Raw genomic sequence first — 13,939 nt, forward strand, 5'->3', positions numbered from 1 at the left:
CTGGCGATGCCGTGTCCCTGAGTTGTCGATAAGGTGCGACCCATGTCCCAAGACTCCCTCTGGCTGCAGCTGCAGTCTCTGCCCTCCGATGCCATCGCGCTGCGCGCACCGGGTCGCCCGCCACTGAGCCATGGCGCCCTGCAGGCGCTGATCGAGCGCAGCGTGCGGCAGCTCAATGCCTGGGGCATCGGCCGCAATGACCGCGTGGCCCTCGTCCTGCCCAACGGGCCGGAGATGGCCGCCAGCTTCCTGGCCTGTGCCTGCGGCGTGGCCAGCGCGCCGCTGAATCCCGCGTACCGGGCTGACGAGTTCGAGTTCTACCTGCGGGATCTCCAGGCCCGCGCACTGATCGTGGAGCAGGGCAGCGACTCTCCCGCGGTGGCCGTGGCCCGGGCGCTGGGCGTGCCGCTCATCGAGCTGGAGCCGCTGGAGGCCGCGGGGGACTTCCGCCTGCATGGGGACTTCGCGGCGGCCGGCGCGGCGGCGGCGGGGGGCATGTCCCAGCCCGAGGACATCTCCATGGTGCTGCACACCTCCGGCACCACCTCCCGGCCGAAGATCGTGCCGCTGTCCCAGCGCAATCTGTGCGCCTCGGCGGCCAACATCCGCCACACGCTGCAGTTCACCGCTGCGGACCGCGGGCTGAACATCATGCCGCTCTTCCACATCCATGGCCTGATCGCCGGGGTGCTGGCGCCCCTGAGCGCGGGCTCGCAGGTCTTTTGCACGCCGGGCTTCAATGCGCTGAAGTTCTTCGGCTGGATGGACGAGGCGGCCCCCACCTGGTACACCGCCGTGCCCACCATGCACCAGGCCATCCTGACCCGCGCGGGCAAGAACGCCGATGTCATCCGGCGGCACCCGCTGCGCTTCATGCGCTCTTCCTCGTCCTCGATGCCGCCGCAGGTCATCGGCGAGCTGGAGCAGGTCTTCGGCGCTCCGCTGGTCGAGGCCTACGGCATGACCGAGGCCACCCACCAGATGGCCAGCAACCCGCTGCCGCCGGGCGTCCGCAAGCCGGGCACCGTCGGCCTGGCCGCGGGGCCCGAGGTCGCCATCATGGGCGCTGGCGGTCAGCTGCTGCCGGCCGGCGACACCGGCGAGATCGTCATCCGCGGCGCCAACGTCACCGCGGGCTACGAAAGCAACCCGGCTGCCAATGCCGAGGCCTTCCTCAACGGCTGGTTCCGCACGGGGGACCAGGGCGTCATGGACGCCGACGGCTACGTCTCGATCACCGGCCGTCTCAAGGAGATCATCAACCGCGGCGGCGAGAAGATCAGCCCCCGCGAGGTGGATGAAGTCCTGATGGACCATGCCGCGGTGGCGCAGGTGGTGTGCTTCGGCCTGCCGCATCCCAAGCTGGGCGAGGAAGTCGGCGCCGTGGTCGTGCTGCGCGAGGGGCTCGCGGCCACGGAGCGCGAGCTGCAGCAGTTCGTGGCCCAGCGCCTGGCCGACTTCAAGGTGCCGGCCAAGATCTTGTTCATGGCCGAGATTCCCAAGGGGGCGACCGGCAAGCTGCAGCGCATCGGCCTGGCGCAGAAGCTCGGGCTGGCCTGAGATCGGCCCGCAGGCCGATCCATTCACAAGACAAGTTCAACCAGAGGAAGAGATCCATCGTCATGCCGAAGTACGCCTCCCTGCGCGCCGCGCTGCGCCTGAGTTCACCCTGGGTTCCCTCCCGAACTGCCGCGCGTGGCACCTCGATGCCGCGCCGGGCCTCGTGCGCAGGCCTGGCCCTCGGCGTCCTGGCACTGGCTGCCTGCGGAAATGCCCTGGCAGCTGCGTGGCAGCCCAGCAAGCCCATCGAGTTCGTCGTGCCGGCCGGCACCGGCGGGGGCGCGGACCAGATGGCCCGCTTCATCCAGGGCATGGTGGCCAAGCATCAGCTGTCGCCGCAGCCCGTGGTGGTGGTGAACAAGGCCGGGGGCGCCGGGGCGGAAGGGTTCCTGGACGTCAAGGGCGACAAGGGCAACCCGCACAAGCTGGTCATCACCCTGTCCAACCTCTACACCACGCCGCTGGCCACGGGCGTCCCCTTCAACTGGCGGGACCTGACCCCCGTCTCGATGATGGCCCTCGACCAGTTCGTGCTCTGGGTGAACGAGGACGCGCCCTACAAGACGGCCCGGGACTACTTCAACGCCATCAAGAGCCAGCCGCCGGGCACCTTCAAGATGGGTGGCACGGGCTCCAAGCAGGAAGACCAGATCATCACGGTGATGCTGGAAAAGGCCGCGGGCAAGAAGATCATCTACGTGCCCTTCAAGGGCGGTGGCGATGTCGCGGTGCAGCTGGTCGGCAAGCATGTCGACTCCACAGTGAACAACCCCATCGAGGCCGAGTCCCACTGGCGCGCCGGCAAGCTCCGCGCGCTGTGCGTGTTCGACGACAAGCCGATGCCCTATCCGGCGAAGGTCACCGCCGCTCAGAGCTGGCAGGACCTGCCCACCTGCGCCTCGCAGGGCATTCCCGTGTCCTACCTGATGCTGCGCGGCATCTTCATGGCACCGGGCGTCACCGCCGACCAGAAGGCCTTCTACGTCGAGATGCTCGACAAATTGCGCAAGCTGCCGGAGTGGAAGGACTTCATGGCCAAGGGCGCCTTCCGGCAGGAGGCGCTCCAGGGCGAGGCCTACTTCGACTGGCTGGGCCGCAATGAGCAGCTGCACCGGGTGCTGATGAAGGAAGCCGGCTTCATTGCCCAGTAAGGGCGCATGGCCAGTGTGCCAGGCGCCGGGGCGCGTGCCTCGGCGGCTCCGTCGGCCGCTGGGGCATGCTGACCAGACAGGCGGGGGCTGACCGTCGGCGTCAGTGTCCCCATGATGGTCAGCGCAGTTTTCAGCGCGGATTTCGGTGCGGATTTGGGCGCTGATTTGGGCGCTGATGCCCGTCGGCACCCGCCACGGCGCCGGGCCCCCTGTGCTCATGCGGCGGGGCCACGCGCGGCGGGCCGAGGTCCGTCGGCTTGCGCGGCAGGGGAGCGGATCAGCGCTGCGGGTTCACGGCCCCGGGTGATCTGTGGGCTGGGCGCAGGCTCGGGGAGCCAGGTGAGATGGCAGGTGAGGTGTCGGCTGAGGTGTTGGCCGAAGCGTCGGCTGAGGTGCCAGCTGAGGTGCCGTCGTGGGGGAGGACCGCGGCGCGCGCGGATCGCTGCGCACGCCGGCGTCCGCTGCTTGGGACGCGCGCCGGCGCGAGCGCCCGGCCCGGTGGCGCGTGGCGCGTGGCGGGCGGTGAGGACGATCGAGGGAATGCGTGGCCCGGGCGTGGGGCCGTCAACTGCAGGGGAGACATGATGGAAGCACAAGATCAACCGGGTGATGCCGGCGGGGCCACCGAGCGGCGAGGTCTGCCGCAGCGGTGGGTGGAACTGGGCACGGCGGCGATGCTGCTGGCCTTCGCTGGCCTGCTCATCCTGGACAGCCTGCGCCTCGGCACCGGCTGGGCGGACGATGGCCCGCAGTCCGGCTACTTCCCCTTCCGCATCGGCCTGGGGCTGGCGGCCTGCAGCGGCTGGCTGCTCGTGCAGCAGCTGCGGTGCTGGTCGAGCGCCACGCAGCTCTTCGTGGAGAGGGGGCCGCTGCTGGATGTCACGGCGGTCTTTCTTCCCACCGTGCTCTATGTGGCGCTGATCCCTTGGCTGGGCATCTACGTGCCCTCGGCCCTGCTGATCGCCTGGTTCATGCGGCGGCAGGGCGGCTACGCCTGGGTCAAGGTGGGCGCGGTGTCCGTCGGGCTGGTCGTGCTGATCTTCCTGCTCTTCGAACGTTGGTTCGTGCAGCCGCTCCCCAAGGGGCCGCTGGAGCACTGGCTGGGTTTCTGAGGAGCGGACATGGACGATTTCAACAGCCTGATGCATGGCTTCTCAGTCGCGGCGACCCTGCCCAACCTCGGCTACATGATGGTGGGCCTGCTGCTGGGGGTGCTCATCGGCGTGCTGCCGGGCCTGGGCGGTGCCAACGGTGTCGCCATCCTGCTGCCCCTGACCTTCACGATGAACCCCACGACGGCCATCATCATGCTGTCGTGCATCTACTGGGGCGCCCTGTTCGGGGGAGCCATCACCTCCATCCTCTTCAACATCCCCGGCGAGCCCTGGTCCGTGGCGACCACCTTCGACGGCTATCCGATGGCGCAGCGCGGCGAGGCGGCGCAGGCGCTGACGGCCGCCTTCACCTCGTCCTTCGTCGGCGCCCTGTTCGCCACGCTGCTCATCAGCTTCCTTGCGCCGCTGCTCGCCCGTTTCGCGTTGCGGTTCGGGCCTGCCGAGCTGTTCGCCGTGCAGTTGCTGACCTTCTGCAGCTTTGTCGGCATGAGCCGGGAGGCCCCGGTCAAGACGCTCATCTCCATGCTGCTGGGCTTCGCGCTCGCCACCATCGGCATGGACGACATGACCGGGCAGCTGCGCATGACCTTCGGCTTCACCGAGCTGCTGAAGGGCTTCGACTTCCTCATCGCCGTGATCGGGCTCTTCGGCATCGGCGAGATCCTGCTGACGATGGAAGAGGGCCTGGCCTTCAAGGGGCAGAGCGCGCGCATCAGTCCCAAGGTGGTCTTCGAGACCTGGTGGGCGCTGCTCAAGCACTGGAAGCTGTTCCTGCGCTCGGTGGCCATCGGCTGCTGGATGGGCATCACGCCCGGCGGCGCGACGCCCGCGTCCTTCATGAGCTATGGCGTGGCGCAGCGCCTCTCCCGCCATCCGGAGCGCTTCGGCAAGGGCGAGCTGGCCGGCGTGGTCGCCCCCGAGACCGCGGCCCATGCGGCGGGCACCTCGGCGCTGCTGCCGATGCTGACGCTGGGCATTCCCGGCTCGCCCACGGCCGCCGTGCTGCTGGGCGGCCTCGTGATCTGGGGCCTGCAACCGGGCCCCATGCTGTTCACGGAGAACAAGGACTTCGTCTGGGGCCTGATCGCCTCGATGTACCTCAGCAACGTCGTGGGCCTGCTGGTGGTGCTGACCACCGTGCCGTTCTGGGCTGCCATCCTGCGCATTCCCTTCTCCATCATCGCGCCGGTGATCATCGTGACCTGCGCCATCGGGGCCTACACGGTGCATGGCGCCATGTTCGACGTCTACATGATGCTGGTCTTCGGCGTGATGGGCTATGTGTTCAAGAAGCTGCGCATCCCGCTGGCCCCGCTGGTGCTGGCCCTGGTGCTGGGGGACAAGGCGGAGGCCAACTTCCGGCAGTCGATGCTCGTGTCCCAGGGCAGCCTGGGGATCTTCTGGTCCAATGCGCTGGTCGGCGGCCTGACGGCCCTGGCCCTGCTCATGCTGGTCTGGCCCCTCTACGGGCTGCTCAAGCGCCGCCTGGCGCGCAATGAAATCGCGGTGAGTGCATGAAGTTCGCAATCGTCGGCGCCGGTGCCATCGGCGGCCTGCTGGGTACGCGCCTGGCGCTGGCCGGCCATACCGTCACCTTCATCGCCCGCAACCGCAACCTCGCGGCCATCAATGCCGAAGGCTTCCGGCTCATCGAGGAGGACGGCAGCACACGGCACGCCCCGGCCGGTGAGCACCTCCGCGCCGTGCAGCGCATGGCCGAGGCCGGCCCGCAGGAGGTCGTCCTGTTGACGGTCAAGGCCCATCAGCTCGCGGATCTGCTGGCGGAGCTGCCGGCGCTGATCGGCCCGCAGACGCTGGTCGTCAGCATGATCAATGGCCTGCCCTGGTGGTACTTCCAGGGGCTGGCGGGCCCGCACGAAGGCCGGGTGCTGGAGTCCGTCGACCCGGGCGGCGCCCTGGCCCTCGCGATCCCCTCGGCGCAGGTCATCGGCAGCATCGTCTATCCGGCGGCGCAGCTCGAGGCGCCCGGCGTGGTGCGGCTGATCGAGGGCAACCGCTTCTCGCTCGGCGAGCTTGATGGCAGCCGCAGCGAACGCATCGAGGCCCTGGCCCAGGTGCTGATGCAGGCGGGCTTCAAGGCGCCCGTGAGCCGGGACATCCGCTCCGAACTGTGGGTCAAGCTGTGGGGCAACCTGAGCTTCAACCCGATCTCGGCCCTGACCCACGCGACGCTGGAGGACATCTGCCGCTTCCCGCTGTCCCGTGAGCTGGCCGCGCGCATGATGACTGAGGCACAGGCCGTCGGCGAGCAGCTGGGCGTCCAGTTCAAGATCTCGCTGGACAAGCGCATCGCCGGGGCCGAGGCCGTCGGCGCGCACAAGACGTCCATGCTGCAGGACGTGGAAGCCGGCCGTGCGCTGGAGCTGGAGGCGCTGCTGGGGGCCGTCGTGGAGCTGGCCCGGATCACCGGCACACCGAGCCCGAATCTCGATGCCGTGTATGCCCTGACCCGGCTGCTGGGGCAGACCCTGCAGGCGCAGGGCGGGCGGCTGGCGGTGCAGCCGCTGGCTTGATCGGCCCAGGGTTGATCGGCCCAGGGCCTGGACCATCACGAGCGCGGGCCCGCGTGACCCGGACCGGCGGGCCGGCTGGGCCCGGTGCCGGCACGCAGCGGCCCGACGTCGCCCGGTGCCGGCATTTCAGAGGGGGATCGTGCTGCTTGGTGCAGGCGCCGGCCGTGCGGGCGTCTCGCCAGGGCTGCCGGCGGTTCGCGGCTGCCGTTCAGTCGGCCCGGGGCGCCAGGCCTGAGCGCCAGGGGCGCCGTGAGCATGCCGCGCATGCGCAGCGTGTAGGGCATGCCGGGCTGCGGGATGGCACATCCGCGGCCGCTGGCGGCGCCAGAAGCGGCATCAGGCGCAATGGCGGGATCGATGATGGGATCGGGACGGGATCGGTACTGGCTCAGTGACGGGTGCCGTGCCGAGCGCCCGCGCCAGTCTCAGGCGTGGCGATGGGCTTCGCGCCGAGCCCCAGCTGTCCGCGCCCAGCGCCGCCGCATCATCACCAGCGCCACGGGCGTGGCAACGACGCCCAGCAGCGCCAGCGCCTCGAACGTCGGCCCGTCCCCGAGGCGCCAGGCCCGGGCGATGCAGGCCGCCAGCAGCAGCAGGGCGCTGAGCTTGCCGGCCTACCAGAGCGCCTCGTCAGCCGGCGTCTGCCGGCCGACCCGGCGCTGGTGCAGCAACCACGCCGTGCAGGCGAGCTTGACCGACGCCGCGGCCACGGCGACGCCCAGCAGCAGTGACGCCGTCGGGCCGGGGCTTATCGCGGACGCCAGTCCTGGCGCAGGAAGTGCAGCACCGCGTCCTCGTCGTGGTGCCCGATCACCGTGTGCGCCTCGGCCTTGACCTCGTCGATGGCATTGGCCATTGCCACGCCCCGATGCGCGGCGCGCAGCATGGTGATGTCGTTCACCTGGTCCCCGAAGACCACCACCTCGCGGTCGCTCAGGCCATAGCGCTGGGCGAGGATGTGGATCGCCTGGTCCTTGGTCGCACGGCGGTCGTGCACGGTCAGCCAGGGCCAGGCCGGACGGTAGAGATCCTCGTTGAGGTGGCATTGCACGGCATCGCCGAACTGGGCCTGGATGTCGTCAAACAGGGCCTGCAGCGGCGCATGCGAGCCGACCACGACGAGCGTCATCAGCGGCCCGCCGCCCAGTTCGCATGCCAGGTCGTCACAGGCCCGCAGGCGCGGATCGCCGTTGAGCACCCGCTCGTCGACGAAGTGCTGCTGGCCCTCGTTCTCGACCTCCTGCCAGTAGAGCCGGTCGCCCTCGGGCGTGTGGATCGAGAGAAAGGGCAGCTGCCCGTGCCGCCGCACCAGCGCGAAGAGCGCGTCGCCCAGCGCGCCGTCCATGCCGTGCACGAGCTCATGCCGGCCGGTGGCGAGGTCGCTGATGAAGGCGCCGTTGGACGAGATCACCGGCAGGCTCAGCGGCAGCCCGGCCAGCAGTTGGCGGATGGACACCACATGGCGCGCGCTGGCCACGGTGAAGACCAGCCCCTGGGCCAGCAGTGCCCCAAGGCCGGTGCGCGTGGCCTCGGAGAGCTGGCCCCGCCGGTCGAGCAGGGTGCCATCGAGGTCGGAGACGTAAAGCGTCATCGCTTCTCCATGAAAAAGCGGCGCCGCAGCGCCGCCGGGGGAGGGCGTCGCCCGCCGGGCGTCAGAGCACCTCGGAGGCGAAGTCCGCCAGGCGCGAGCGTTCGCCGCGGGCCAGGGTGACGTGCCCGCTGTGGGCCCAGCCCTTGAAGCGGTCCACGGCGTAGGTCAGGCCCGATGAGCCCTCGGTGAGGTAGGGCGTGTCGATCTGCGCGAGGTTGCCCAGGCAGACGATCTTGGTGCCCGGGCCGGCCCGGGTGATCAGCGTCTTCATCTGCTTGGGCGTCAGGTTCTGGGCCTCGTCGATGATGACGTACTTGTTCAGGAAGGTCCGGCCGCGCATGAAGTTCAGGCTCTTGATCTTGATCTTGCTGCGCACGAGGTCGTTGGTGGCCGCGCGGCCCCACTCGCCGGCGCTGCTGTCACCGCGGGCCAGGACTTCGAGGTTGTCGTCCAGCGCGCCCATCCAGGGGCCCATCTTCTCTTCCTCGGTGCCAGGCAGGAAGCCGATGTCCTCGCCCACGGGCACCGTCACGCGGGTGACGATGATCTCGCTGTAGCGGCGCTCGTCCAGCACCTGCGAGAGGCCGGCGGCCAGCGTCATCAGCGTCTTGCCCGTGCCGGCGGTGCCGGTGAGGGTGACGAAGTCGACGTCCGGGTCCATCAGCAGGTTCAGGGCGAAGTTCTGCTCGCGGTTGCGGGCGGTCACGCCCCAGACGGCGTTCTTCTGGTGGCCGAAGTCCCGCAGCGTGCGCAGCACGGCGCTCTTGCCGGTGATCTCGGTGACCTTGGCATACAGCGGCGCGGCGCCGGGCGCCTCCAGGTAGACCAGCTCGTTGACCAGCAGCGAGGGCACCAGCGGGCCGCTGATGCGGTAGAAGGTGATGCCGCCCTGTTGCCAGCTCTCCATGGTCTTGCCATGGCGCTCCCAGAAATCGGCGGGCAGGGCCTGCACGCCGGTGTAGAGGAGGTCGGAGTCTTCCAGCGTCTTGTCGTTGCGGTAGTCCTCGGCGGGCAGGCCCAGCGCCCGGGCCTTGATCCGCATGTTGATGTCCTTGGACACCAGCACGACCTCGCGCTCCGGTTGCTGCGCCTTGAGCGCCTGCACGACGCCCAGGATCTGGTTGTCCGCCTTGCCCTGCGGCAGGCCCTGGGGCAGGGGGGCGTCGATCAGCTGCGTCTGGAAGAAGAGCTTGCCGCCGGCCTCGCGGTGGCCGGTCTGGTCCAGGGGCAGGCCCTTGGCCATTTCCTCCAGCGTGCTGCTTTTGAGGCTGGCGGCCAAGGCGTCGAGATCACGGCTGACCTGGCGCACATTGCGGGCGACCTCGGTCATGCCCTTCTTGTGGCCGTCGAGCTCCTCCAGCGTGATCATCGGCAGGTAGATGTCGTGTTCCTCGAAGCGGAACAGGCACATCGGGTCGTGCATCAGCACATTCGTGTCCAGCACGAAGAGCTTGGTGGCACCACCGGCCCGCGGCCGCGCGGCCTTGTTGCTGCGGGGCTTGGCGGGGGTGGCGGGCGCGGCGGCGCGGGTGACCTGCACGGCGGGTGCAGCCGGTGCCGCCGGGGCCTGGGGGGTGCGCGCCTGCACGGGGGCCGGCGCCGGCATGGCCAGCTCGGCGGCCGGGCGCAGGACCTTGGCGGTGCGCTGGGGCTTGGCGGGGCCGGCGGGCGCGGCGGCCGCCACGGGCGGCGCCACCACGCTCAGCGCGGGCGTCGCCATCGGCTTGGCCTCGGGAAGGGCGGCCAGCACCGGTTTCTTCTTGCTGGGGACCAGGCTGGTGGCGAATTCGCTGGCGTCCAGACGGGCAGCGCGCTTGGTCGGGGGCTTGGGCAGTGGCATGTGAGCGATGGCGGGACGGGTCAAGCCGTCCCGGATAGTGGGTGCGAAGACCGCCCTTCGCGCCCGGGATGGCATCCAGAAAAGCAAAAAGCCGCCTTCGTCGTGAGGCGGCTTCTGGGGGCGGGACGGGATCCGGGGCGCGAGGGCATGGATTGATTATGCACAAGTCGCCCGGGCTGCCCGACGGCGGGGTGGGGCGGCGTCCAAATACAACAAAGCCGGCCTCGTCATGAACGGGACCGGCTCGGGCGAGATACTGCGGGGCTGCCCGCGGCACTCAGCACGCGATCAGGCGGCTTCCTTCTTGAGCGACTTCACGGCCTTCAGGACTTCGTCCACGTGGCCCGCCACCTTGATGCCGCGCCACTCGGCACGCAGCACGCCGCTGGCGTCGATCAGGAAGGTGGAGCGCTCGATGCCCTTCACCTTCTTGCCGTACATGATCTTGTTCTTGACCACGCCGAACATGTGGCAGAGCTTCTCTTCCGTGTCGGCGATCAGCTCGAAGGGCAGTTCGAGGGCTTGCTTGAACTTGTCGTGCGACACCATGTTGTCACGCGACACCCCCAGCACCACGGCGCCGGCCTTCACAAAGTCCTTGTGGCGGTCGCGGAATTGCATGGCTTCGGTGGTGCAACCCGGGGTATTGTCCTTGGGGTAGAAGTAAAGCACCACCGTCTGGCCATGGAAGGCCTGGGGGGTGAACTTCACGCCTCCGGTAGCAAGAGCTTCAATTTCCGGGAGGGGTTTGTTGAGCGCTGGCGTCATGTGGGCGTTTTTGCTAGTGGGCCTGCCCGGCTGGGCATAGCCTGCAATTATACGTTGAACGCCAAAGCCGGTCCGGACGACCCCTTCAGGGGATTGTCCGGAGGCGCCAGGAATGCTGCACTCGCCAGCCTCCGGACTGCGCCGCAGGGCGCCTTGCCCCGTGTGCTCCGGGAGGCCTCGAGCCGCACCCCCGTCCCGATCGGGCTCAGGCCTGCGGCGGCTCCGCGCCTTCGATCAGCAGGGCTGCCAGCACGGCGCGGCCTTCCGCGGCCAGCACGTTGTAGGTGCGGCAGGCGGCGGCGAGGTCCATCGTCTCCAGGCCGATCCGGGCCTCGATCAGCGCCCGGTAGCGCGCCGGCGGCACGAAGCGCAGGCGCTCGCCGCTGCCGAAGATCACGAGTTCGGGCTTGAGGGCCAGGATGCGCTCGAAGGCGGGCTCGTCCAGGTCCTCGAAGCGCCCGACGCCCCAGCCCTGTACCTCGCCGCGCCAGGGCACCAGCAGGCTGCTGCCGTGGGGCCGGCCATTGACCCACACGCGGTTGGTCTCATGACGGGAGATGCTGTTGCCGCCTTGCTGTTCGTCGAGCTGGAATTTCATGCCGGAGCGCTGGAGTTGGGAGGGGTGACGGGGCGAAGGCAGGGCGGACGAAGCCTAGGTGCGCGGCTTGCGAATCATGGAGCGTTCCATCCAGGGAAAGCCCTGCTACCCTGTTAAATTCTACGTTTTGCGGCGCAGCATGCGCGGCATCCACGAGGAGTCCCTGTCTTGAACCCGATTTCCAAGTCCGCCAAGCTTGCCAATGTCTGCTACGACATCCGTGGTCCTGTGCTGGACAAGGCGCGGCAGATGGAGGAAGAGGGGCAGAAGATCATCAAGCTGAACATCGGCAACATCGCCGCCTTCGGCATCGCCCCCCCGGACGAGATCGTCCAGGACATGATCCGCAACCTGCCCGACGCCGCCGGCTACACCGACTCCAAGGGCCTCTTCGCCCCCCGCAAGGCGGTGGTGCACTACTGCCAGGAAAAGAACATCCGCGGCGTGACGGTGGACGACGTCTATCTGGGCAACGGCGCCTCCGAGCTGATCGTGATGGCCCTGAACGCCCTGCTGGACAACGGCGACGAGGTGCTGCTGCCCGCGCCCGACTACCCGCTGTACACCGCCGCCGTGGCGCTCTCGGGCGGCACGCCGGTGCACTACGTCTGCGACGAGCAGAGCGACTGGATGCCCGACATCGAGGACATCAAGCGCAAGATCACCCCGCGCACCCGGGCGATCGTCGTCATCAACCCGAACAATCCCACCGGCGCGCTCTACCCGGAGTCGCTCCTGCTCGAGATCATCGAGGTCGCCCGCCAGCACCAGCTGATCATCATGGCGGACGAGATCTACGACAAGACGCTGTTCGACGGCAACGTCCACACCAGCATCGCCTCGCTCTCGGAAGACGTCCTCACGCTGACCTTCAACGGCCTGTCCAAGAACTACCGCAGCTGCGGCTACCGTGCCGGCTGGATGGTCGTCTCGGGCGAGAAGCGCCACGCCCAGGACTACATCACGGGCCTGAACATGCTGGCCTCGATGCGCCTGTGCGCCAACACGCCGGGGCAGCTGGCCATCCAGACCGCCCTGGGCGGCTACCAGAGCATCAAGGACCTCGTGGCGCCCACCGGCCGCCTGTGCCGCCAGCGCGACCTCGCCTATGAGCTGCTGAGCCAGATCCCGGGCGTCAGCGTCGTCAAGCCCAAGGCCGCGCTCTACATGTTCCCCCGCCTGGACCCCAAGATCTACCCGATCGAGGACGACCAGCGTTTCGCCTATGAGCTGCTGGCCGAGGAAAAGGTGCTGATCGTCCAGGGGACGGGCTTCAACTGGAGCGCCCCCGATCACTTCCGCCTCGTGTTCCTGCCCAACACCGACGACCTGCGTGAAGCCGTGGGCCGGATCGAGCGCTTCCTGTCGAACTACCGAAAACGCCACGGGCGCTGAGCCGCCCCCCCACCCCGTCAGAACGAGCACACACCATGAAAGCGATCAAAGTCGGCCTCCTTGGCATCGGCACCGTAGGCAGCGGCACCTTCAACGTGCTGCGTCGCAACCAGGCCGAGATCCGCGGCCGCGCCGGCCGGGGCATCGAGATCACCATGGTGTCGCGCCGCAACGTGGCGCTGGCGCGTGAGATCGTGGGCGACGCCGCGCAGGTCGTGGCCGACCCGCGCGAGATCATCGCCAACCCCGAGATCGACATCATCGTCGAGCTGATCGGCGGCTGCGGCCTGGCGCGCGAGCTGGTGCTGGAGGCCATCGCGGCCGGCAAGCATGTCGTCACCGCCAACAAGGCCCTGCTGGCCGTGCACGGCACCGAGATCTTCGCCGCCGCCCGCGAGAAGGGCGTGATGGTCGCCTTCGAGGCCGCCGTGGCCGGGGGCATCCCCATCATCAAGGCCCTGCGCGAGGGCCTGACCGCCAACCGCATCGAGTGGCTCGCCGGCATCATCAACGGCACGACGAACTTCATCCTGTCCGAGATGCGCAGCAAGGGCCTGGACTTCGCCACCGTGCTGAAGGAGGCGCAGCGCCTGGGCTATGCCGAGTCCGACCCCACCTTCGACATCGAGGGCGTGGACGCCGCGCACAAGGCCACGATCATGAGCGCCATCGCCTTCGGCATCCCGGTGCAGTTCGACAAGGCGCATGTGGAGGGCATCAGCCAGCTGCAGGCCACGGACATCAAGTACGCCGAGCAGCTCGGTTACCGCATCAAGCTGCTGGGCATCGCCCGCCGCCGCAGCGACGTCGCAGGTGGCGGCATCGAGCTGCGCGTGCACCCGACGCTGATCCCGACGCAGCGCCTGATCGCCAATGTCGAGGGCGCCATGAACGCGGTCGTGGTCCAGGCTGACGCCGTGGGCACGACGCTCTACTACGGCAAGGGCGCCGGTGCCGAGCCCACGGCCTCGGCCGTGATCGCCGACCTCGTCGACATCACCCGCCTGCACACCGCCGACCCCGACCACCGCGTGCCGCACCTGGCCTTCCAGCCGGATGCCATGAACAACACGCCCATCCTGCCGATGGCGCAGGTGCTGACGAGCTTCTACCTGCGCCTGCGCGTGGCGGACGAGGCCGGCGTGCTCTCGCGCATCACGACCATCCTGGCCGAGCACGACATCTCCATCGACGCCGTGCTGCAGCGCGAGTCGGCCGAGGGCGAGCGGCAGACGGACCTCATCATCCTGACGCACGAGACGCAGGAAGGCCGCATGAACACGGCGCTCGCGCAGATGCAGGCCCTGCCCACGGTGCTCGCGCCCATCGTGCGCCTGCGCAAGGAGGAGCTGGCCTGAAGCCTGCCCGGATGCCCGCCGGAACGGCT

The 13,939-nt window shown here is 69.0% G+C and carries 11 protein-coding genes; 7 read left to right on the top strand and 4 right to left on the bottom strand.

Annotation, left to right across the window (positions count from 1 at the left end; translation table 11 throughout):
* Positions 1-42: 42 nt before the first annotated feature.
* The 5 genes from QRD43_RS08570 to QRD43_RS08590 all read left to right on the top strand — a co-directional run bounded on the left by QRD43_RS08570 (position 43) and on the right by QRD43_RS08590 (position 6,360).
* On the top strand, positions 43-1,560 hold the full coding sequence (locus tag QRD43_RS08570) for an acyl--CoA ligase (protein ID WP_285982066.1): 1,518 nt from the start codon (positions 43-45) through the stop codon (positions 1,558-1,560).
* Positions 1,561-1,706: 146 nt separating this feature from the next.
* Positions 1,707-2,711, top strand: a complete 1,005-nt coding sequence (locus QRD43_RS08575; protein ID WP_434063861.1) for a Bug family tripartite tricarboxylate transporter substrate binding protein — start codon at positions 1,707-1,709, stop codon at positions 2,709-2,711.
* A 581-nt stretch (positions 2,712-3,292) separates the two neighbouring features.
* A complete protein-coding gene (locus QRD43_RS08580; protein WP_285982068.1) occupies positions 3,293-3,823 on the top strand; it encodes a tripartite tricarboxylate transporter TctB family protein in 531 nt (176 codons plus the stop codon).
* 9 nt (positions 3,824-3,832) lie between these two features.
* Entirely contained in the window at positions 3,833-5,344 is a 1,512-nt protein-coding gene (locus QRD43_RS08585; RefSeq protein WP_285982069.1) for a tripartite tricarboxylate transporter permease, read from the top strand.
* Positions 5,341-6,360 (top strand): 2-dehydropantoate 2-reductase, encoded by a 1,020-nt coding sequence (locus QRD43_RS08590; RefSeq protein WP_285982070.1) that lies wholly within the window; start codon positions 5,341-5,343, stop codon positions 6,358-6,360. Before QRD43_RS08585 ends, QRD43_RS08590 begins: the two co-directional genes overlap by 4 nt.
* Positions 6,361-7,108: 748 nt before the next feature.
* Here QRD43_RS08590 and QRD43_RS08595 read toward each other — a convergent pair.
* The 4 genes from QRD43_RS08595 to QRD43_RS08610 all read right to left on the bottom strand — a co-directional run bounded on the left by QRD43_RS08595 (position 7,109) and on the right by QRD43_RS08610 (position 11,157).
* A complete protein-coding gene (locus QRD43_RS08595; RefSeq protein WP_285982071.1) occupies positions 7,109-7,951 on the bottom strand; it encodes an HAD family hydrolase in 843 nt (280 codons plus the stop codon).
* A gap of 61 nt (positions 7,952-8,012) precedes the next feature.
* On the bottom strand, positions 8,013-9,791 hold the full coding sequence (locus tag QRD43_RS08600) for a PhoH family protein (protein ID WP_285982072.1): 1,779 nt from the start codon (positions 9,789-9,791) through the stop codon (positions 8,013-8,015).
* A gap of 288 nt (positions 9,792-10,079) precedes the next feature.
* Positions 10,080-10,559 (bottom strand): peroxiredoxin, encoded by a 480-nt coding sequence (locus tag QRD43_RS08605; RefSeq protein WP_285982073.1) that lies wholly within the window; start codon positions 10,557-10,559, stop codon positions 10,080-10,082.
* A 205-nt stretch (positions 10,560-10,764) separates the two neighbouring features.
* Positions 10,765-11,157, bottom strand: coding sequence for an Mth938-like domain-containing protein (locus tag QRD43_RS08610; protein ID WP_285982074.1), 393 nt, complete (start codon positions 11,155-11,157; stop codon positions 10,765-10,767).
* A gap of 168 nt (positions 11,158-11,325) precedes the next feature.
* On the opposite strand from QRD43_RS08610, the gene QRD43_RS08615 reads away from it, so the two are divergent.
* Positions 11,326-12,552 carry a pyridoxal phosphate-dependent aminotransferase gene (locus QRD43_RS08615; protein WP_285982075.1) on the top strand — a complete coding sequence of 409 codons (1,227 nt, stop codon included), beginning with the start codon at positions 11,326-11,328 and terminating at the stop codon, positions 12,550-12,552.
* Between the two features lie 35 nt (positions 12,553-12,587).
* Complete coding sequence (locus QRD43_RS08620) at positions 12,588-13,910, top strand: homoserine dehydrogenase (protein WP_285982076.1); 1,323 nt, start codon at positions 12,588-12,590, stop codon at positions 13,908-13,910.
* Positions 13,911-13,939 lie beyond the last annotated feature (29 nt).

It is taken from the genome of Roseateles subflavus (assembly GCF_030285365.1).
GTDB classification, from domain to species: domain Bacteria; phylum Pseudomonadota; class Gammaproteobacteria; order Burkholderiales; family Burkholderiaceae_C; genus Roseateles_B; species Roseateles_B subflavus.